Source organism: Bradyrhizobium aeschynomenes, from assembly GCF_013178945.1.
Classification (GTDB): domain Bacteria; phylum Pseudomonadota; class Alphaproteobacteria; order Rhizobiales; family Xanthobacteraceae; genus Bradyrhizobium; species Bradyrhizobium aeschynomenes.
This window is the reverse complement of record NZ_JABFDM010000009.1, coordinates 94,159-113,046: the sequence shown is the minus strand read 5'-3', so window position 1 is coordinate 113,046 and position 18,888 is coordinate 94,159. Positions and strand designations below refer to the sequence as shown.

Sequence of the window (18,888 nt, the reverse complement as noted above, 5' to 3'; positions counted from 1 at the left end):
TTCCGGGATGGTCCGAGGACCAGACCCGGAATCTCGAGCGCCGCAACTCACTGCGAGATTCCGGGTTCGAGGCCTGCGGCCCCGCCCCGGAATGACGGCGAATGTGGCATCTAGCCCTCGAGATAGGCGGCGAGCTCGGCTGGCGTGCCTGTCGGGAATGCGTCTTTCAAGTGATCGAGGAACGCCGACACACGCGCGCTCAACAGCCGACGCGATGGATACAGCGTCCAGAGCGCGACCGGCGGGGCGTCGAGATCGGCCCAGTGCACCAGACGGTCCGCCGCGATATCGTGGCTGGCGAGCGACAGCGGCAGGCAGGCTGCGCCGACGCCAGCGCGTACGGCATCGCGGACCATCATCAATGAGGACAGCCGCAGGACCGGATCGATCGCGATCCGCGATCGCCCGGTGAGGGTCGTCACCTCCCAGAACGACGTCTCGTCCGTGCTGCGGACAACAGCAGGAACGATCGCGTCAGGCGCCGGCCGGCCCAGCCCGGGACTTGCGACGACCACGAGCTGATCGCGCAGGAAGATGCGCCCGACCAGGCTGTCATCGGGGTCGGGATTGACCCGGATCACCAGGTCGTAGCCCTCCTCGACCATGTCGACCGCCCGGTCGTCGGTGATCACGTCCAGCCTGACTTCGGGATATCGGAGCGCAAATGCGGCGGCGAGCTTGCCCATCACGGTCTGCGAGAACAGCAGCGGTGCGCTGATGCGCAAGCGGCCGCGCGGCTTCTGACCGCCCGACGAAATCGCACCCACAGTCTCATCGAGCTCGGTCAGCAGCGCGCCCGTCCGCTCGAACAGCGCCCGGCCCTCTTCGGTCAGCTTCATCGCGCGGCCACCGCGCTCGATCAGCCGGATGTCCAGGCTCGCCTCAAGCTCCGCGACCCGGCGGGACAGCGTCGCCTTCGGCCGCCCGCTGGCCCGGGCGGCGCGGCCAAAGCCGCCGTGACGGGCGACGAGGGTGAAGTCGGCAAGCGCCAGCAGATCCATCTGTTCCACCAATGAGACGACCTGTCCAAATATAACGTCTATTGGCTCACATGTGGATCGCTATTTTCGGGGCATCGCTTCATCCAACCCGGAGAACCCACAATGACCATCCTCGTCACCGGCGCCACGGGCACCGTCGGCCGCCATGTCGTCGACCAGCTCGTCAAGCGCGGCGTCGATGTCCGCGCCCTCGTCCGCGATCCCGCCAAGGCCGATCTTCCGGCGGGTGTCGCCCTCGCCAAGGGCGATTTGCTCGACGTCGATTCGCTCCGCTCTGCCGTCTCGGGCGTGTCAACGCTGTTCCTGCTCAACGCCGTCACGCCAGATGAAATCACCCAGGCGCTGATTGCGCTCAACATTGCCCGCGAGGCTGGCATCGAGCGCATCGTCTACCTCTCGGTGATCCACAGCGACGTCTACGTCAACGTGCCGCACTTCGCCGGCAAGTTCGCGGTCGAGCGGATGATCGAGCAGATGGGCCTGAACGCCACCATCCTGCGGCCGGCCTACTTCATGAACAACGATCTCACGATCAAGGATGTCGTCACTGGCCATGGCGTCTATCCGATGCCGATCGGCGCCAAGGGTCTTGCCATGATCGACGCCGGCGACATCGGCGAGATCGCCGCCATCGAGCTGATCCGCCGCGAGCAGTCCGCAGCACCGTTGCCGCTGACGCGCATCAATCTGGTCGGCCCGGACACGCTGACCGGCGCGGACGCCGCCGCCGTCTGGTCCGAGGTGCTCGGGCGTCCGATCGGCTATGGAGGCGACAACGCCGCGGGCTTCGAAACCAATTTGCGGCAGGTCATGCCGAACTGGATGGCGTTCGACATGCGGCTGATGGCCGAGCGCTTCCTGAGCGACGGCATGGTGCCGGACGAGGGCGATGTCGCGCGTCTGACCGCGCTGCTCGGCCGTCCGCTGCGCTCCTATCGCGACTTCGTGGCCGAGATCGCCGCAGCCTGAGCCGAGCCGTTCTCATCATCAACCGAAATCGAATGCGGGGCGCTTCCACGAATGCGCCCTGCCTCACAAACGGAGGTCATCATGACCGATCAGAGTAGCAATGACGTCACCATCATCAGGTCCAACATCCTCGTTCTTGGCGGCACCGGACAGCTGATCATTCGCGACAGCGCGCCCCGCGATGCTCAACGACAGGCCGGGCGGCCAGGCGGTTCGTGCACTGACGGACCTCACCGGTGTCGATGGCGGCACGATCGGGCGGGCCGATGTCCGCGCGCTTCGTGGTGAACCAGGTGAGCGACGACAGTTTTCTGCGTCGCGCGCCGCTGATTACATGGTGAGCTGGACAAATAGCTACGCCGCCGCCTGCCGCTGCAGGCCGAAGGCGTCAGCCAGCAGGGTGTAGGAGCGCTTGCGGGCCTCGTGGTCGAAGATCGCGGTGATCACCATCAACTCGTCGGCCTGGCTCGCCGCGATCATCGGATCGAGCTTGGCGCGGACCGTCGACGGCGAGCCGACGAACAGCCGCGAGCGGTTGCGGGCGATCGAGGCGCGCTCGGCGTCCGAATACGGATAGGCCGCGGCCTCTTCCGGGCTCGGCAGCGGCAGGAACTGGCCGCGGTCGCGGCGGAGACGGTTGAGGTCCATCGACGACGCCAGCCGTTCGGCTTCAGCGTCGGTTTCCGCCGTCACCACGGCCACCGCCAGGATCGCATGCGGCTGCGAGCGCCAGCGCGAGGCGGTGAAATGGGCGCGATAATTGGTCATCGCGTCGATCGCATCGTGATTGGCGAAATGATGCGCAAAGCCAAAGCCCATGCCCATCTGCGCCGAGAGCTCGCTGGAATAGTCGCTGGAGCCGAGCAGCCAGATCGGCGGCAGCTGCGCATCGTCGGGCATTGCGATGACGTTGTTGTAGGGATGGCCGGCGGGAAACTCGCGCGTCTCCCACAAGGTCAGCTCATGCAGCCGCTCCAGGAAATCGTCGCCCTCGCGGCGATCGAGCCGGCTCCGCAGCGCATACGCCGTGGTGCCGTCGGTGCCGGGCGCGCGGCCCAGGCCGAGATCGATGCGGCCGGGGAATAGCGCCTCCAGCATCTTGAATCGCTCGGCGACCACCAGCGGCGCGTGATTGGGCAGCATCACGCCGCCGGAGCCGACGCGAATGTGCGTCGTCACGGCCGCGATCTGCCCGATCATGATGTCGGGCGCCGGGCTCGCCACCGAAACGAGGCTGTGGTGCTCGGCGAGCCAGTAGCGGACATAGCCGAGCTGGTCGACGTGTCGGGCCAAGTCGATGCTGTTGCGCAGCGCCGCTGAGGCCGGCGTGGCTGTGGTCGTGACGGAGAGGTCGAGGACGGAAAGCGGGATCATGGCTTCAACCTAGTGACTGCGTGGCGGCCCACAATGGCCGAACTGCGTCGGTGACCTGCCGGAAACGCAGAGATAACGGCTGGACAGGGAATGGGATGAACACCCTGTATACAGCGCAGAAATCCACCTGTCCCACCTCTGCATCCGCTTTCCAGCAATCAACTAACTCGTCATCATTTGATTTTACTTCATTTTCTCTGCCCACGATACGATCCACTCACGCCAGAAAAATGATCGTCAATCAATCGATTGTGGGCTAAATCCCATTTCCAGTGGGCTGTTTATTGCGACGCACTTCCCCTATCTTGGCACATCCGAGAGGTGAGCCCCCTCTCAAGTTGAAATTTACGCGCCATCGGGAACCTGCGCCGCCATGACCGACCTCGCCACCGCCATCACTGACGGACATTCCGCGATCATCCGGCCGAAGATCTCGTTCGAGTTCTTCCCGCCGAAGACCGAGGAGATGGATCGGACGCTGTGGACCTCGATCGAGCGCCTGGCGCCGCTGGAGCCCAGCTTCGTCTCGGTGACCTACGGCGCCGGCGGATCGACGCGCGAGCGCACCCACGCCACCATCGCGCGCATCCTGAAGGAGACCGCGCTGCTGCCGGCGGCGCATCTGACCTGCGTCGGCGCCTCGCGCCAGGAGATCGACGAGGTCGTCGACCGCTATCACGAGGTCGGCGTCCGCCACATCGTGGCGCTGCGCGGCGATCCGCCCGGCGGCATCGGCACGCCCTATCACACCCATGCCGAGGGCTATCAGACCTCGCCCGAGCTGATCGCCGGCATCAAGAAGCGGCATCCCGACATCGAGGTCTCGGTCTCGGCCTATCCGGAGAAGCACCCGGAGAGCCGCGACTTCGACGCCGATATCGACATGCTCAAGGCCAAGGTCGATGCCGGCGCGACCCGCGCGATCACCCAGGTGTTCTTCGACAACGATCTCTACTTCCGCTATCTCGACCGCGTCCGAGCCCGCGGCATCGACATCCCGATCGTGCCCGGCATCATGCCGATGCACAATTTCAAGCAGGCGCGCGGCTTCGTCACCCGCGCCGGCACGACGGTGCCGGACTGGCTGGCCGAGAAGTTCGACGGCCTCGACGACGATCCCGAGACCCGCAAGCTGGTTGCGGCGACCGTCGCCGCCGGCCAGGTGCACAAGCTCGCCAAGCATGGCGTCGACACCTTCCATTTCTACACCATGAACCGCGCCGACCTCGTGTTTGCGATCAGCCATCTGCTTGGCATCCGGCCGAAGTCCGTCAACAAGGTCGCCGCCTGATGTCCCCTCCTGTTTCCAATACGCGTACCGCCTTCCTGGCTGCAGCACGCCAGCGCATCCTGATCCTCGACGGCGCCATGGGCACGATGATCCAGGCGCTGCAGTTCGACGAGGCTGCGTTCCGCGGGCCACGCTTCAAGGATTTTCATCGCGACCTCCGCGGCAACAACGACCTGCTGATCCTGACGCAGCCGGAGGCCATCGAGGACATCCACGCGCAATACCTGCGCGCCGGCGCCGATATCGTTGCCACCAACACCTTTTCGGCGACGTCGATCGCACAGGCCGACTACGATCTGTCCGATATCATCTACGAGCTCAATCGCGAGGGCGCGCGGCTGGCGCGAAACGCGGCCACGCGTGTCGCGGCCGAGGATGGCAAGCCGCGCTTCGTCGCCGGCGCGATGGGCCCGACCAACCGCACCGCCTCGATCTCGCCCGACGTCTCCAATCCCGGCTATCGCGCGGTCACCTTCGACGATCTGCGCATCGCCTATGGCGAGCAGGCGCGCGGACTGCTGGACGGCGGCGCCGACATCCTGCTGGTCGAGACGATCTTCGACACGCTGAACGCCAAGGCGGCACTGTACGCCATCGCCGAGCTCTGCGAGGAGCGCGGCATCGACGTGCCCGTGATGATCTCCGGCACCATCACCGACAAGTCCGGCCGCCTGCTCTCCGGCCAGATGCCGGAGGCGTTCTGGAATTCGGTGCGTCATGCCAAGCCGCTGACCATCGGCTTCAACTGCGCGCTCGGCGCCGAGGACCTGCGCGCCCATGTCGCCGACATCGGCCGCGTCGCGGATACCTTGGTCTGCGCCTACCCCAATGCCGGCCTGCCCAACGAGTTCGGCCAGTACGACGAGACGCCCGCCTATATGGCGCGGCTGATCGGCGAGTTCGCGTCCGCCGGCCTCGTCAACATCGTCGGCGGCTGCTGCGGCACCACGCCGGATCATATCGCGGCGATCGCCGCCGCCGTCGCCCCGCACAAGCCGCGCGTCGTGCCGGAGATCGCGCCGCGGCTGCGGCTGTCGGGCCTGGAGCCATTCGAGCTGACGCCCGCGATCCCCTTCGTCAATGTCGGCGAGCGCACCAACGTCACGGGCTCTGCCAAATTCCGCAAGCTGATCACCGCCGGTGACTACACCGCCGCGCTGCAGGTCGCGCGCGACCAGGTCGAGAACGGCGCCCAGGTCATCGACGTCAACATGGACGAGGGGTTGCTCGATTCGGAAGCCGCGATGCGGACCTTCCTCAACCTCGTCGCCGCCGAGCCTGATATCGCGCGCGTGCCGGTCATGGTCGACTCCTCGAAATTCCACGTCATCGAGGCCGGCCTGAAATGCGTGCAGGGCAAGCCGGTCGTGAACTCGATCTCGCTGAAGGAAGGCGAGGAGAAGTTCATCCACGAGGCGAGGATCGCGCGCCGCCACGGCGCCGCCGTCGTCGTCATGGCGTTCGACGAGACCGGCCAGGCCGACACCTACAAGCGCAAGACCGAGATCTGCGCCCGCGCCTACAAGATCCTGGTCGAGACGGTCGGCTTCCCGCCGGAAGACATCATCTTCGATCCGAACATCTTCGCGATCGCCACCGGCATCGAGGAGCACAACAACTACGGCGTCGACTTCATCGAGGCTGTCAGCTGGATTCGCCAGAACCTGCCGCATGCGCACGTCTCGGGCGGCGTCTCCAATCTCTCGTTCTCGTTCCGCGGCAATGAGCCGGTGCGCGAGGCCATGCACTCGGTGTTCCTGTATCACGCCATCAAGGCCGGCATGGACATGGGCATCGTCAATGCCGGGCAGATGATCGTCTATGACGACATCGACCCCGAGCTGCGCCAGGTGTGCGAGGATGTCGTGCTCAACCGCGACCCCGGCGCCTCCGAGCGGCTGCTGGCGCTGGCGGAGAAATTCCGCGGCCAGGGCAAGCAGACCAAGGAGGCCGATCTCGCTTGGCGCGAATGGCCGGTCGACAAACGCCTCTCCCACGCGCTGGTGCACGGCATCACCGAATACATTGAGCAGGACACCGAAGAGGCGCGGGCCGCGTCGACGCGGCCGCTCGACGTCATCGAAGGCCCGCTGATGGCCGGCATGAACGTGGTCGGCGACCTCTTCGGCGACGGCAAGATGTTCCTGCCGCAGGTGGTGAAGTCGGCGCGCGTGATGAAGCAGGCGGTCGCCTATCTGATGCCGTTCATGGAGGCCGAGAAGGCCGCCAACAAGGGCCGCGCCAACGAACGCTCCAATGCCGGCAAGATCGTGCTCGCCACCGTCAAGGGCGACGTCCACGACATCGGCAAGAACATCGTCGGCATCGTGCTCCAGTGCAACAATTTCGAGGTCATCGACCTCGGCGTCATGGTGCCCGCGGCCAAGATCATCGACACCGCCAAGGCTGAGAATGCCGACATCATCGGCCTCTCCGGCCTGATCACGCCCTCGCTCGACGAGATGGCGTATCTCGCCTCCGAGATGGAGCGGCAGGGGCTGAACGTGCCGCTCTTGATCGGCGGCGCGACCACGAGCCGCGTGCATACCGCCGTGAAGATCGACCCGAACTACCAGGGCGGCCCGGTGGTACACGTCAACGACGCCAGCCGCGCCGTCGGCGTGGCCTCCTCGCTGCTGTCGGCAGAGCGCAAGGACGCCTATGCGGCCGACATCCGCGGCGAGTATCAGAAGATCGCCGCCGCGCATCTGCGCGGCCAGGCCGACAAGAAGCGGCTGTCGCTGAAGGACGCCCGGGCAAACGCGCCGAAGATCGACTTCGCCAAGACCAGGCCGGTGAAGCCGACCTTCCTCGGCACGAAGACTTTTGTGGACTACGACCTCGCCGAGCTCGTGCCCTATATCGACTGGACGCCGTTCTTCCAGACCTGGGAGCTCGCCGGCCGCTTCCCGGCCATCCTCGACGATGCCAAGGTCGGTGAGGCCGCGCGGGCGCTGTACGACGATGCGCAGAAGATGCTGAAGCAGATCGTCGACGAGAAGTGGTTTTCGGCGCGCGCCGCGATCGGCTTCTGGCCGGCCAACGCCGTCGGCGACGACATCGTGCTGTATGCCGATGACAACCGCAGCAAGGCGATCGCGACGCTGCACACGCTGCGCCAGCAGCTCGAAAAGCGCGAGGGCCGCTTCAACACCGCGCTGTCCGACTTCGTCGCGCCCGCGGGCTCCGGTGTGCCGGACTATGTCGGCGGCTTCGTCGTGACGACGGGGCTCGGCGAGGATGCGGTCGCCGACCGCTTCAAGAACGCCAATGACGACTATTCCTCGATCCTGGTCAAGGCGCTGGCCGACCGCCTCGCCGAAGCCTTTGCCGAACGCCTGCACGCCCGCGTGCGCCGCGAGTTCTGGGCCTACGCCCCGGACGAGACGCTCTCCCCCGACGATCTGATCCTGGAGAAGTACCAGGGCATCCGCCCTGCCCCCGGCTATCCGGCGCAGCCGGATCATACCGAGAAGGCGACCTTGTTCGAACTGCTCGATGCCGAGAAGACCGCCGGAGTCACGCTCACCGAAAGCTATGCGATGTGGCCGGGATCGTCGGTCTCGGGCCTCTATTTCGCCTCGCCGGAGAGCTTCTATTTCGGCGTCGGCAAGATCGAGCGCGACCAGGTCGAGGACTACGCCGCGCGCAAGGGCATGACGGTCGCCGAAGTCGAGCGCTGGCTGGCGCCGATCCTGAACTACATCCCGGCAAGGGGTGGACAGCCGACCGAGACGCCCCGCCCGGTCGCCTCGCCCGCGCCCGCCAACGACGCCGCCCCCGCCGAGCTCGCCAGCCACCCCGTGGGCTGCACCTGCGCGGTGCATCTGGCGTGGCGCAAGAAGGCGGTCGGCGCGTAGCTGCTCGCACTGCCTCCACACCCACCATCGTCGTCCCGGCGAACGCCGGGACCCATACCGCCGGATGCATCCGTAGTCCGCGGTGGTTGAGACCGAGCGCATCATTGGGCCCTGTGGTTATGGGTCCCGGCGTTCGCCGGGACGACACCTTTTATGACGCGCGGCCGTCGGTACACGACACGAAGCGTCGCAGACGTGCCTCCTCATCCTCGCCGCGCATTGCGCCCGAGTTGATCCGGCAGGTCCGCCCTCGAATTGATAGGAGGGCGCAGGGAAGGCCGGGAGCTCGCCGCCCCCATGGCCCGCCTGCAACAAGAAAAGCAGGCGGCAGTCACCACAGGTTTGGCTGAGACATCCCGGCCTTCCCTGCGCGATGGGCTTCCGCCTTATACGGGCTCTCCCCGGGGACCGGCTGTCTTGCCCCCGTCACCAGCGGATCATCACCACCGCCGGCTTGGCCTCAGCGTCGGGAGGCCAGGACCACACGATTTCGGCGTCCGCCGCCTGCCGTTCGTCCGTGCGAGACACACTGCGGCAGATGACGTCCATCGCTCCCCGCGTCCGACGTTCGTGACGATCGCGATCCGCCCCTCCAGGGGACACGGGATGCCGCATCTGGACATGAATTCCGTAAAAGCGAAATAGAAATCTTTTTGCGCTGGGGACTGGACAGGGCAAATAAGCCTGATACGGCTCATAAATCGGTTTTTCGGCGCACACGCCCGCCTGCCCCCCCGAAAGGCTCGCCGGCCTCCTGCGCGGCACGTGGGCTCCTTGACGCGAGGCCTGATTTGCCTCGCCGGGCACCGCCATGGCGCGCGTCAGAGCTTGCGCCGCCCGAACTCTCGGGCCGCGGGAGCATCGTGCTGTGGCCACGCCACGCTCGCCGGATCAGTGCCTCCAAAGCGATCGGCCTTCGCCGAGGAGGCCGCGATGAAGCGCGAGATCAGCCTGGCATGGGCGGCCAGTTGGGCGATGATGCGCGGGATGAGACTGGGGTTCGTGACACAGATGGCGACAAGGACGAACAGCCATGCCCAAAGCGGCGTCGAGTTCGACTTGCGGCTCTCGACTGCCGCAGACAGCTGATCGGACGCACCGGCTGTCCGCGGAGCAGCGAACGTACCGGACAAATTGCCGCCGCGACTCGCCGGCTGGCTCACTTCGGACGGATTCGCCGGGCCGGTCTTGGCCGGACATCTTCCGTCCGGATAGGACGAGCCGATGCAGAACGGACCGGACTGCGTGATGCGGGCCATCTCGACCAGGCTGGCCGGACTGTACAGATTGACGAGCGTGGAGAGGTTGCCGTCCTTCGGCCAATAGAAATAGACCGCGCCGAAACTGCCGATGACGAGCATGACGAAGACGAGGGGCGCCACGCCGATGACGTTGCGGCGCTCGTCGAGCTTCCGCTCCTCCCAGGCGATCGAGGCGTTGTGCCAGGCGCGAAACGTCTCGCGGTCAAACAGATACAGCATCAGGAGGTTGGTCTCGGGCTGCGCCGGCTTCTCCAACGGCCGGCCCGAAGCGTCGAGCGGATAGAGCGACAGGGCCGAGCGTGGACGGCGTCCGAAACGCGGCGCCGACGGCACACGGCTGTCACGCCGCCGTCGTGCCGGACTCATCAGCTCGCGGCCGAGCGCGGCGATGGCGTCGAGCCGCTCGGCGATGCTGGGATGGCTGCCGCCGGCGTGATCCGCAGGTCCGTCGAACAGGAGGCCCTCGACCCGCGCGCTGCCGTGGAACATGCCGCGACCGCCGATCTTGCTGATGGCGCTGAGCAGCGCTTCGGGAAAATGCGTGACCCTGATCGCCTCGCCATCGGCGATATGGTCGCGCCCGAGCTTCAGGCTGCGCCGCGCGGCGCCCGCGAGCCGCAGCGAGGTCACGGTCGCGATGCTGCTGGCGAGCAACAGCGGCAGCATCGGCGGCACCAGCACGGCCACCAGGATCTGGCGCCAGTGCTCGAAGCGCAGCGGATTGTTCATCTGCAGGATGACGGCGGTCCGCATCAACGCGTGATTCGCGGCGAGCAGCCTGGTGTCGCCATGACGGATATGCGACGCCTCATGCGCGAGCACCGCCGCCAGTTCGTCGTCGTCGAGCTGATCGAGCAGGCCGCGCGTCACCGCGATCAGACCCGCCTTCGGCCCCTCGCCCACGGTGACGGCGTTGGGCTCGCTCGCCTCGATGACGCCGAAGCGCGGCAGGCGGACTCCGAGCGCGGTGCACTGATCCTCGGCAATGGCGACGAAGCGCGGTTCCTCCTGGCGCGAGACCAGCCGCACGCCGAGCGTCTCCATTACCGCCTTCGCATGGCCGCGATACATCCACCAGAACATGAAGCCGGTGGCGAGCGCGATCGGCAGCGCGTAGCGGACGGCATAGCCGGCCGGGTTGGACAGGATGGTGTGCTCATGGTCGGCGACGAGCAGATAGATCGTCAGCGCGAACGTGCCGATCACCTCGAACGACACGACGTAGGCCAGCATCAGCAGGGCCGTGCAGCGCCGGTTGTAGGCGGCGTGCGTGACGTAGCCGTGGACGGCCATGGCGCCCGCTCCTCAACGCATCACAGGCTGATCTTGACCGGACCGGCGAACTCGGAGCGGCGCTCGCCGAGCGTGAACTTCTCGCGCACGGTGCTCCCGCACAGCCAGGCGATGACGTTGCTGGGGAACGCGCGGCGGACCGAGTTCAGCTCCTCCACCGCCAGATTATAGAACTTGCGCGCCGCCGTGATGCGCTCCTCGATCCGGATCAGATCGCTGCGCAGCGTGCTGTAATGCGCGGCGCTCGCCAGCGCCGGATAGCTTTCGCTGACCGAGAACAGGTTCTGCAGGACATTGGCGATCTGCGCGTCGGCCTGGATCACCGAGCCACCCCCTCCGGTGAGCGCCTCCAGCGCCTCGACGCGGGCCTCCAGCACGTTGCGGATCACGTCGTGCTCCCTGGTCGCGAAGGCGCGGACCACCTCGACGAGGTTGCCGATCAGCGCGTGCCGCTCGATCAAGAGCGCGTCGACATCGCCGAACGCCGCATCCGCTCGCTCGTCAAGCTGACCCAGCAGCGCGTGCTGCGCGCGGATCTTCAGCAGCAGCCAGAGCACCGCGCCGGCGAGCAGCCACGCCCACCAATAGTCCAGCGCGACGTTGGCGGCGCGGGTCATGCGCCCGGAGAAATCGATGGCCTGGAGAAAGTTCTCGACTGAAAAGGAAGACATGAAAGACCCCCGAGACGCGATTTTTCGGCAAGCTGTAAATCTATCCCCTCTAAGACTTTGCGCCGCAGATCGCTCAAGTTGTAGGGAGTTTCACATCCCGTTTGAGATTGCTCCCGGGCCATGCGTCCCGCTGGCGCACGGATGCCGGGCTGCCAAGGAGTAGTCGCGCTGTCTCCACACCACAGATGACCTGCGAACGCCCGGACGACCTCCGTAGCACGCGATCGGCTCACACTTCGGTCTGGGCCGCTGTCCCCTCCGACGTGTCCCCCGCGCCACGGCCGTCCCGAATGACAAAGCGCCACAGCGAACGGGGCCTGATACGGCGTGGACATCGCCGCTATAACCGGCTGAAATGAACCCCGGGGCGCTCGGGTGGTTTTGGTTCATGTCGTTGCAGTTCAGGCTTGCGTCGCGAAACCTGTTCCATGACAGGCTGCGCTTCATTGCGACCATCATCGGCATCATCTTCTCGATCGTGCTGGTGACCGTGCAGATGGGCCTCTATGTCGGCTTCCGCCGCATGGTGACGACCATGATCGACCATGCCCCGGCGCAGCTGTGGATCATGCCGGTCGGCACAAAATGCTTCGAGGATCCCTCGCTGCTCGACGAGCGGCAGCGGTTCCGGGCGCTGGCGGTTCCGGGGGTTGCCGAGGCGACGCCGCTGGTCATCGGCTATGCGCAATGGCGGCTGCCTCAGGGCACGACCACGCCCGTCTTCGTGGTCGGCTCGGAGCTGCGCGGGCTCGGACTGCATCCCTGGAACGTGGTCGAGGGCCGGCTCGACGATCTCTCCGTGCCAGGCGCGGTGGCGATCGACCAGACCTATTTCGAGCGGCTCGGCATAACAGGCGTGGAGCAGACCGCCGAGCTGCGCGACCGCAAGGTGCAGGTGATGGCCGTCAGCAAGGGCATCCGCTCGTTCACGACGACGCCTTACGTGTTCACCGATGTCGAGCGCGCGCGCAGCTACACGGGGACGCCCGCGAGCAAGGCGTCGTACCTGCTGGTGCGGCTGGCGCCCGAGGCCGATCTCTGGAAGGTGCAGCAGGGCTTGCGCGACAGTCTCGGCAATGTCGAGGTGCTGACCGCGAGCGAATTTCGCAACCGCAGCCGCTCGTTCTGGCTGTTCGGCACCGGCGCGGGCGCGGCGCTGTTCGCCGGCGCACTGCTCGGCGTGATCGTCGGCACGGTCATCGTGGCGCAGACGCTCTATTCGAGCACCAAGGACCACATCAACGAATTTGCCACGCTGCGGGCGATCGGCTCGTCCAGCCGCTACATCTACACGGTCATCATCTGGCAGGCGCTGCTCAGCGCCATCGTCGGCTTTGCTGGCGCGGCCGGCATCGGCAAGATCGTCGCGGCCGCGACCGCGGAATCAGCCCTGCCCGTGATCATGACGCCGATGCTGACCGTGGCGCTGTTCCTGCTCACGGTGACGATGTGCGTGGGCTCGGCGGTCGCTGCCATCGTCAAGGTGATGCGCATCGATCCGGCCATGGTGTTCTCGCGATGACCGACGTCGTGCTCGCGGCGACCGATCTCGTCCATCACCTCGGCCAGGGCGCCGGCCGGGTGCAGGCGCTGAAGGGCGTGAGCCTGGCGTTGAAGGGCGGCGAGCTGGTGCTGCTGATGGGGCCGTCCGGCAGCGGCAAGACCACGCTGCTGTCGATCCTGGGCTGCCTGATGACGCCGGACGCCGGCACGGTGCATGTCGGCGGCCACGCCGTCGCCGGGCTCGATTCCGAGGCGCTGGCAAAGCTCCGGCGCGAGCGCATCGGCTTCATCTTCCAGTCCTATCATTTGTTTCCCACACTGAACGCCGAGGACAATGTGCGGCTCGCGCTGGATGTGCGCGGTGAGCGCGCGCGGACAGCAAAGGCTGCGGCGCGCGAGGTGCTGGGCACCGTCGGTCTCGGCCACAAGCGCAAGTCGCTGCCGCGGGCGCTGTCCGGCGGCGAGCAGCAGCGCGTCGCGATCGCCCGCGCCATCGTCGGCAAGACCCAGGTCATTCTTGCGGACGAGCCCACCGGCGCGCTCGATACCGCCAATGGCCAGGCGATCATGACCTTGCTGGCAGATATCGCCAAGGATCCATCGCGCGCGGTGCTGGTGGTGACGCACGATCCGCGCATCCTGCCATTCGCCAGCCGCGTCGTTCATATCGAGGACGGCCGCATCGTGCGCGAGGAGGCTGTTACAGAATCGATGAAGAAGGTTTCGAACGCATGACATCGGCAGTTTCACATCGCGCCGCGCTCGGGCTGGCCGCGGCGGCCGTCCTCGCGCTCGCCGCTGCATCGGCCTGGGTCACGCCAGCGGCGCGCGCGGCCAATGCCCAGGAGGAGCGCTGGCTCGCGGTGGCGCCCGGCCGCGTCGAGCCGGCGTCCGGTCTCGTCAAGCTCGGCGCGCCCGTGGTGGCGCCGATCCAGGAGGTGCTGGTCAAGCCGAACGAGACCGTGTTCGCCGGCCAAGCGCTGCTGCGCCTCGCCGATGCCGAGGCCCGTGCCCAGCTCGCCAGCGCCGAGGCGCAGGCTGCGATGCGCAAGCGCGTGCGCAACAAGGAATCGACGCCGTCGGGCGCGGGGCCGCGGCGCCGCGCCGAGGATGGTCTCGCCGACGCGCAGGCCGCGGTGTTCGAGGCGCGCGTCGCGCTCGACAAGGCCGTGGCCGAGCGGCGCGCCGGACGCGGTGCCGATGGCGAGGTCGACAGCGCGCGCACGCAGCTGGCGACTGCGCAGGCCAAGCTGGACCAGCAGGCGGATGAGCTGCGCAAGGTGACCGCCGACGCGCCGCTGCCGATCAACGCCGAGGGCCAGCTCAACGTCGCGCGCAGCGATCTGCAGGCCGCGCGCGCGACGCTGGAGAAGCTCACCATTCGCGCGCCGCTGGACGGCACCGTGCTGCAGGTCAATGCCCGCGCCGGCGAGATCGCCTCGCCGCAATCGACGCCACCGCTGGTGCTGCTCGGCGACATGTCGTCGCTGCGGGTGCGCGCCGAACTCGATCAGCGCGATCTCGACAAGATCAAGCCGGGCCAGCAGGCCGTGGTCCGCTCCGACGCCTTCCGCGGCCGCGACGTCGCGGGCAAGGTCGCGGCGGTCGCGCCGCTGGTCGAAAGCAGCCGCGCGGCTGCGCTCAGCCAGCGCAACATGACCGATGTCGACGTGGTCGAGGTGCTGGTCGATCTCGCAGAGCCTGGCCCGTTCGCGGTCGGCATGAAGGTGGACGTGTACTTCAAGCCGTGACGGCGGGCCCGATCGCAGTGGCAACGACCGCGCGCTTGGCACAGGCCGGGATCGATCTGCTCCTTGCAATCATTTCGGGACGTTGCGCTCGAGATCCTCCAGCCACGCGGTGGCGTTGCCGTCCGAGGGCGCGCGCCAGTCGCCGCGGGGGGAGAGCGCGCCGCCGGCGACGACCTTGGGACCGTTGGGCATCGCCGAGCGCTTGAACTGGCTGAAGGCGAAGAAGCGCTTGAGGAACACTTCCAGCCATTTCCGGATGTCGCCGAGCGCATAGGCGTTGCGCTTGTCGTCAGGGAAGTGCGGCGGCCAGGCGCCAGCGCCTGCATCCTTCCAAGCGTGATGCGCCATGAAGGCGATCTTCGACGGGCGCATGCCGTAGCGCAGCGTGTAGAACAAATTGAAGTCCTGCAGCTCATAGGGGCCGATCGCGGCCTGCGTGCTCTGCGGCGTCTCGCCCTCCTTCACCGGCACCAGCTCCGGCGAGATCTCCGCCGACAGCACCGCCTCGAGCGTCCGATCGACATCGGCCGAGAACTGATGCGAGGCGATGACCCAGCGGATGAGGTGCTGGATCAGGGTCTTCGGCACGCCGGCATTGACGTTGTAGTGCGCCATCTGATCGCCGACGCCATAGGTGCACCATCCGAGCGCCAGCTCGGAGAGGTCGCCGGTGCCGAGCACGAGGCCGCCGCGATCGTTGGCGAGGCGGAACAGATAGTCGGTGCGCAGGCCGGCCTGCACGTTCTCGAAGGTGACGTCGTAGACCTGCTCGCCGCGCCCGAAGGGATGGCCGATGTCCTTCAGCATCTGCGTGGCCGCGGGGCGGATGTCGAGTTCGGCGGCGCTGACCTCGAGCGCCGCCATCAGCGCATGCGCGTAGGACTTGCTCTGCGCGCCCGTGGCGAAGCCGGGCATCGTGTAAGCGAGGATGTTGGTGCGGGGCAGGCCGAGCAGGTCCATCGCCTTGGCGGCGACGATCAGCGCATGCGTGGAATCGAGCCCGCCGGAGACGCCGATCACGATTCGCTTGGTGCCGGTGGCGCGCAGCCGCTGCGTCAGGCCGGCGACCTGGATGTTGTAGGCCTCGTAGCAATCCTGATCGAGCCGCGCGGGATCGCTCGGCACGAACGGAAAGCGCTCGATGCTGCGCATGAAGCCGATGTCGCCCTCGGCAGGCTGCAGCTCGAAGCCGATGCGGCGCCAATGCACGCCCGTGTCTTGCGCGCGCGCATTGTCGTCGAACGTTCCCATCAGCGCGCGCTCCTGGCGCAGCAGATCGAGATCGACGTCGGCGAAGATGGTCTGGCCGGTCTGGCGAAAGCGCTCGCTCTCGGCGAGCAGCACGCCGTTCTCGAAGATCGAGGTCTGGCCGTCCCAGGATAGATCGGTGGTGGATTCGCCGACACCGGCGGCCGCGTAGACATAGGCGGCGAGGCAGCGCGCCGAGGTCGACCGGCACAGCAGCGAGCGCGATTCGGCGCGGCCGACGGTGATCGGGCTGCCCGAGAGATTGGCGAGCACGGTGGCGCCGGCGAGCGCGAGCTCGGAGGCCGGCGTGACGGGAATCCACATGTCCTCGCAGATCTCGACGCCGATCACGAGACCGGCGACGTCGGCGGCGGCGAACAGCAAATCGGTGCCGAACGGCGCCATGGTCTCGGCCACTTCGATCATCTCGCCGCGGATGCCGGCGCCGGAGGCGAAGTGGCGGCCTTCGTAGAACTCACGATAGGTCGGCAGATAGCTCTTCGGAATGACGCCGAGCACCTCGCCGCGATGGATCACGACGGCGCAATTGTAGATGCGATGCGCGAAGCGCAGCGGCGCGCCGACGATCAGCACCGGCATCAGGTCATGCGAGGCTTCGACCAAGGTGAGCAGCCCGCGCTGGACGGCATCGAGCAGCGGATCCTGCTTGACGAGGTCCTCGATCGCGTACCCGGACAAGCACAGCTCCGGAAACACCGCGACCGCCGCGTTCTGGTCGTGACAGGCGCGCGCCGCGGCCAGGATCGCCGCCGCATTGGCTGTCGGATTGGCGACGCTGGAGGCCGTGACGCAGGCGGCGACGCGGGCGAAGCCGTGGCGGTAGATCGAATGGAAATTCATCGGGGCAGTCCATCTCCTGTCGTCTCACCATACGACATGTTCCATGACGGGAGCCATGACAAGGGCGGCAGGTCAGTACCACCGATCCTGCAGGCTGGGCCACCTTGCGGACACCAGCCATTTGATTTGCGCCGGCGGCCCGATGCCGGATAAGTCGGGCTCCGCCATTCGAGCAAACACATGAACCTGTTGGTCATCGGCTTCGGCTACTCCGCCCAGCGCTTCGTCGATCTCTACGGCAGCGGCTTCGCCCGCGTCACCGGCACGGTGCGCGGCGCTGACAAGCGCGCGCAGCTCGCGCGCTACGAGCTAGACCTGTTCGACGGCACGGCGCCCACGGCCGCGACACTGGCGACGGCCGCCGAAGCGGATGTCGTGCTGATTTCGGCGCCGCCCGGGCCTGGTGACGATCCGGCGTTGACGGGGTTCGGCGATGCCGTCACCAATGGTCGCGCAAGGCGCGTGGTGTATCTCTCCACGGTCGGCGTCTATGGCGACCACCAGGGCGCCTGGATCGACGAGGACACGCCGCTGGCGCCGGAGCATGACCGGGTGCAGGCGCGTGTCCGCGTCGAAGAGGATTGGCGGAGCCGGATCGGCGACCGGCTGGCGGTGCTCCGGCTCGGCGGCATCTACGGTCCCGGCCGCAACGCGCTGGTCGAGCTGCGCGCAGGCCGCGCCCGGCGCATCGTCAAGCCGGGCCAGGTGTTCAACCGCATCCATGTCGACGACATCGCCGGCGCCATCATGGGCGCGATCCGGCGCGAGGCCGGCGGCGCCTGGAACATCGTCGATGACGAGCCGGCGCCGCCCCAGGACGTCATCGCCTACGCCGCCAGCCTGATGGGCATCGCTCCGCCGCCGGAGCAGCCGCTCGACAGTGTGGAACTGTCGCCGATGGCGAAGAGCTTCTACGCCAGCAACCGGCGCATCCGGAACACCAGGGCCAAGCAGGACCTCGGCCTCCTGTTCGCCTATCCCACCTATCGTGCCGGGCTCGACGCGCTGTGGACGGCGGGCGAAGGGCGGAGCTGAGCGGCGAACCCGGTTCAGGGGACGCAGGCCGCGCGCAGCCGGCGCCCGATTGCGAGGTCGCAGTCGCCATGGCGAGCTGACCGACATGACGGGCGCGGCGCCGAGCTCCGACGGCGGCAGCGCTGAGATTTTGAAGGACGCCACGAAACCTTTCGCACCATCGGCGATTGCCACGAACAGAGATTGTCATGCGGGTTTGACGCGACTGGACGTCATGCACCCCTCACGCAAAGGATGTTCGACATGCAAGGCGATCAACCCATCAGCTGGCTCATGTTCTTCACGCTCGCCGCGACGATCATCATCGCCGCGGGCGCGTTCCTGGCGTTTCTGCGCTCGCGGCACAACCGTGAGATCGCGGCGGTCGCGCTCGAAGGCGATGGCCGCGGCCGAGGCATGGCGCCATCCGGCGCGCTGCCGGAGCTCGGCGGCATGTTCGTGCTCGCCTTGATCGTCAGCGGCCTTCTGGTGGCCGGTTATCAGAGCGGCGGCGCCACCCGCTTCGCCGGGGGCGACAAGCCGACGCCGGTGCCATCTGCACCGACCAACACCGACCGCGGCACGACGGTGGGCGCAGGCGCGGCGATCACTCCGCCGGAGGCGCCGACCATGACCCAGCCGGCGCGGCCTGGTCCGGACCTGAGGTCCGCCCCGGCATCGTCGCCCACCGGAGCCGGCCCCGAGAGCGGCGGCCATCCGGAGGCCAATCCACCGGCCCGATAAGAACCGACTCCCTGGAAAGCATGAAGGCCGCGCAATGCGCGGCCTT

At 67.2% G+C, this 18,888-nt stretch carries 13 protein-coding genes; 8 read left to right on the top strand and 5 right to left on the bottom strand.

Features of this window, described 5'->3' with window-relative positions:
• Positions 1-110 precede the first annotated feature (110 nt).
• On the bottom strand, positions 111-1,001 hold the full coding sequence (locus HL666_RS24380; protein ID WP_172110107.1) for a LysR family transcriptional regulator: 891 nt from the start codon (positions 999-1,001) through the stop codon (positions 111-113).
• 102 nt (positions 1,002-1,103) lie between these two features.
• On the opposite strand from HL666_RS24380, the gene HL666_RS24375 reads away from it, so the two are divergent.
• On the top strand, positions 1,104-1,970 hold the full coding sequence (locus tag HL666_RS24375) for an SDR family oxidoreductase (protein WP_172184061.1): 867 nt from the start codon (positions 1,104-1,106) through the stop codon (positions 1,968-1,970).
• A 354-nt stretch (positions 1,971-2,324) separates the two neighbouring features.
• On the opposite strand, the gene HL666_RS24370 is transcribed toward HL666_RS24375, so the two are convergent.
• The gene (locus HL666_RS24370) at positions 2,325-3,344 is read right to left on the bottom strand and encodes an LLM class flavin-dependent oxidoreductase (protein WP_172184059.1); all 1,020 of its coding nucleotides are present in this window, start codon (positions 3,342-3,344) and stop codon (positions 2,325-2,327) included.
• 373 nt (positions 3,345-3,717) lie between these two features.
• Here HL666_RS24370 and metF point away from each other — a divergent pair, with 373 nt between their 5' ends.
• Both metF and metH read left to right on the top strand, forming a co-directional pair.
• Complete coding sequence (gene metF, locus HL666_RS24365; protein WP_172110110.1) at positions 3,718-4,635, top strand: methylenetetrahydrofolate reductase [NAD(P)H]; 918 nt, start codon at positions 3,718-3,720, stop codon at positions 4,633-4,635.
• On the top strand, positions 4,635-8,495 hold the full coding sequence (gene metH / locus HL666_RS24360) for a methionine synthase (protein WP_172184057.1): 3,861 nt from the start codon (positions 4,635-4,637) through the stop codon (positions 8,493-8,495). Before metF ends, metH begins: the two co-directional genes overlap by 1 nt.
• A gap of 821 nt (positions 8,496-9,316) precedes the next feature.
• On the opposite strand, the gene HL666_RS24355 is transcribed toward metH, so the two are convergent.
• Together HL666_RS24355 and HL666_RS24350 are read right to left on the bottom strand one after the other, a co-directional pair.
• Positions 9,317-11,050 (bottom strand): M48 family metalloprotease, encoded by a 1,734-nt coding sequence (locus HL666_RS24355; protein WP_172184049.1) that lies wholly within the window; start codon positions 11,048-11,050, stop codon positions 9,317-9,319.
• A 20-nt stretch (positions 11,051-11,070) separates the two neighbouring features.
• Positions 11,071-11,721, bottom strand: a complete 651-nt coding sequence (locus HL666_RS24350; protein ID WP_172110113.1) for a LemA family protein — start codon at positions 11,719-11,721, stop codon at positions 11,071-11,073.
• 388 nt (positions 11,722-12,109) lie between these two features.
• Here HL666_RS24350 and HL666_RS24345 point away from each other — a divergent pair, with 388 nt between their 5' ends.
• Genes HL666_RS24345 through HL666_RS24335 form a run of 3 tightly spaced genes read left to right on the top strand, consistent with a single transcriptional unit; the run spans position 12,110 to position 14,975 of the window.
• A complete protein-coding gene (locus tag HL666_RS24345) occupies positions 12,110-13,243 on the top strand; it encodes an ABC transporter permease (protein ID WP_172184047.1) in 1,134 nt (377 codons plus the stop codon).
• Positions 13,240-13,959 (top strand): ABC transporter ATP-binding protein, encoded by a 720-nt coding sequence (locus HL666_RS24340; protein WP_172184045.1) that lies wholly within the window; start codon positions 13,240-13,242, stop codon positions 13,957-13,959. Before HL666_RS24345 ends, HL666_RS24340 begins: the two co-directional genes overlap by 4 nt.
• Positions 13,956-14,975 (top strand): HlyD family secretion protein, encoded by a 1,020-nt coding sequence (locus HL666_RS24335; protein ID WP_172184044.1) that lies wholly within the window; start codon positions 13,956-13,958, stop codon positions 14,973-14,975. Before HL666_RS24340 ends, HL666_RS24335 begins: the two co-directional genes overlap by 4 nt.
• Positions 14,976-15,044: 69 nt before the next feature.
• On the opposite strand, the gene HL666_RS24330 is transcribed toward HL666_RS24335, so the two are convergent.
• Entirely contained in the window at positions 15,045-17,084 is a 2,040-nt protein-coding gene (locus HL666_RS24330; protein ID WP_172184042.1) for an NAD(+) synthase, read from the bottom strand.
• A gap of 180 nt (positions 17,085-17,264) precedes the next feature.
• Here HL666_RS24330 and HL666_RS24325 point away from each other — a divergent pair, with 180 nt between their 5' ends.
• Together HL666_RS24325 and HL666_RS24320 are read left to right on the top strand one after the other, a co-directional pair.
• Complete coding sequence (locus HL666_RS24325) at positions 17,265-18,119, top strand: SDR family oxidoreductase (protein ID WP_172184040.1); 855 nt, start codon at positions 17,265-17,267, stop codon at positions 18,117-18,119.
• Between the two features lie 243 nt (positions 18,120-18,362).
• Complete coding sequence (locus tag HL666_RS24320) at positions 18,363-18,842, top strand: hypothetical protein (protein ID WP_172110119.1); 480 nt, start codon at positions 18,363-18,365, stop codon at positions 18,840-18,842.
• Positions 18,843-18,888: the final 46 nt, after the last annotated feature.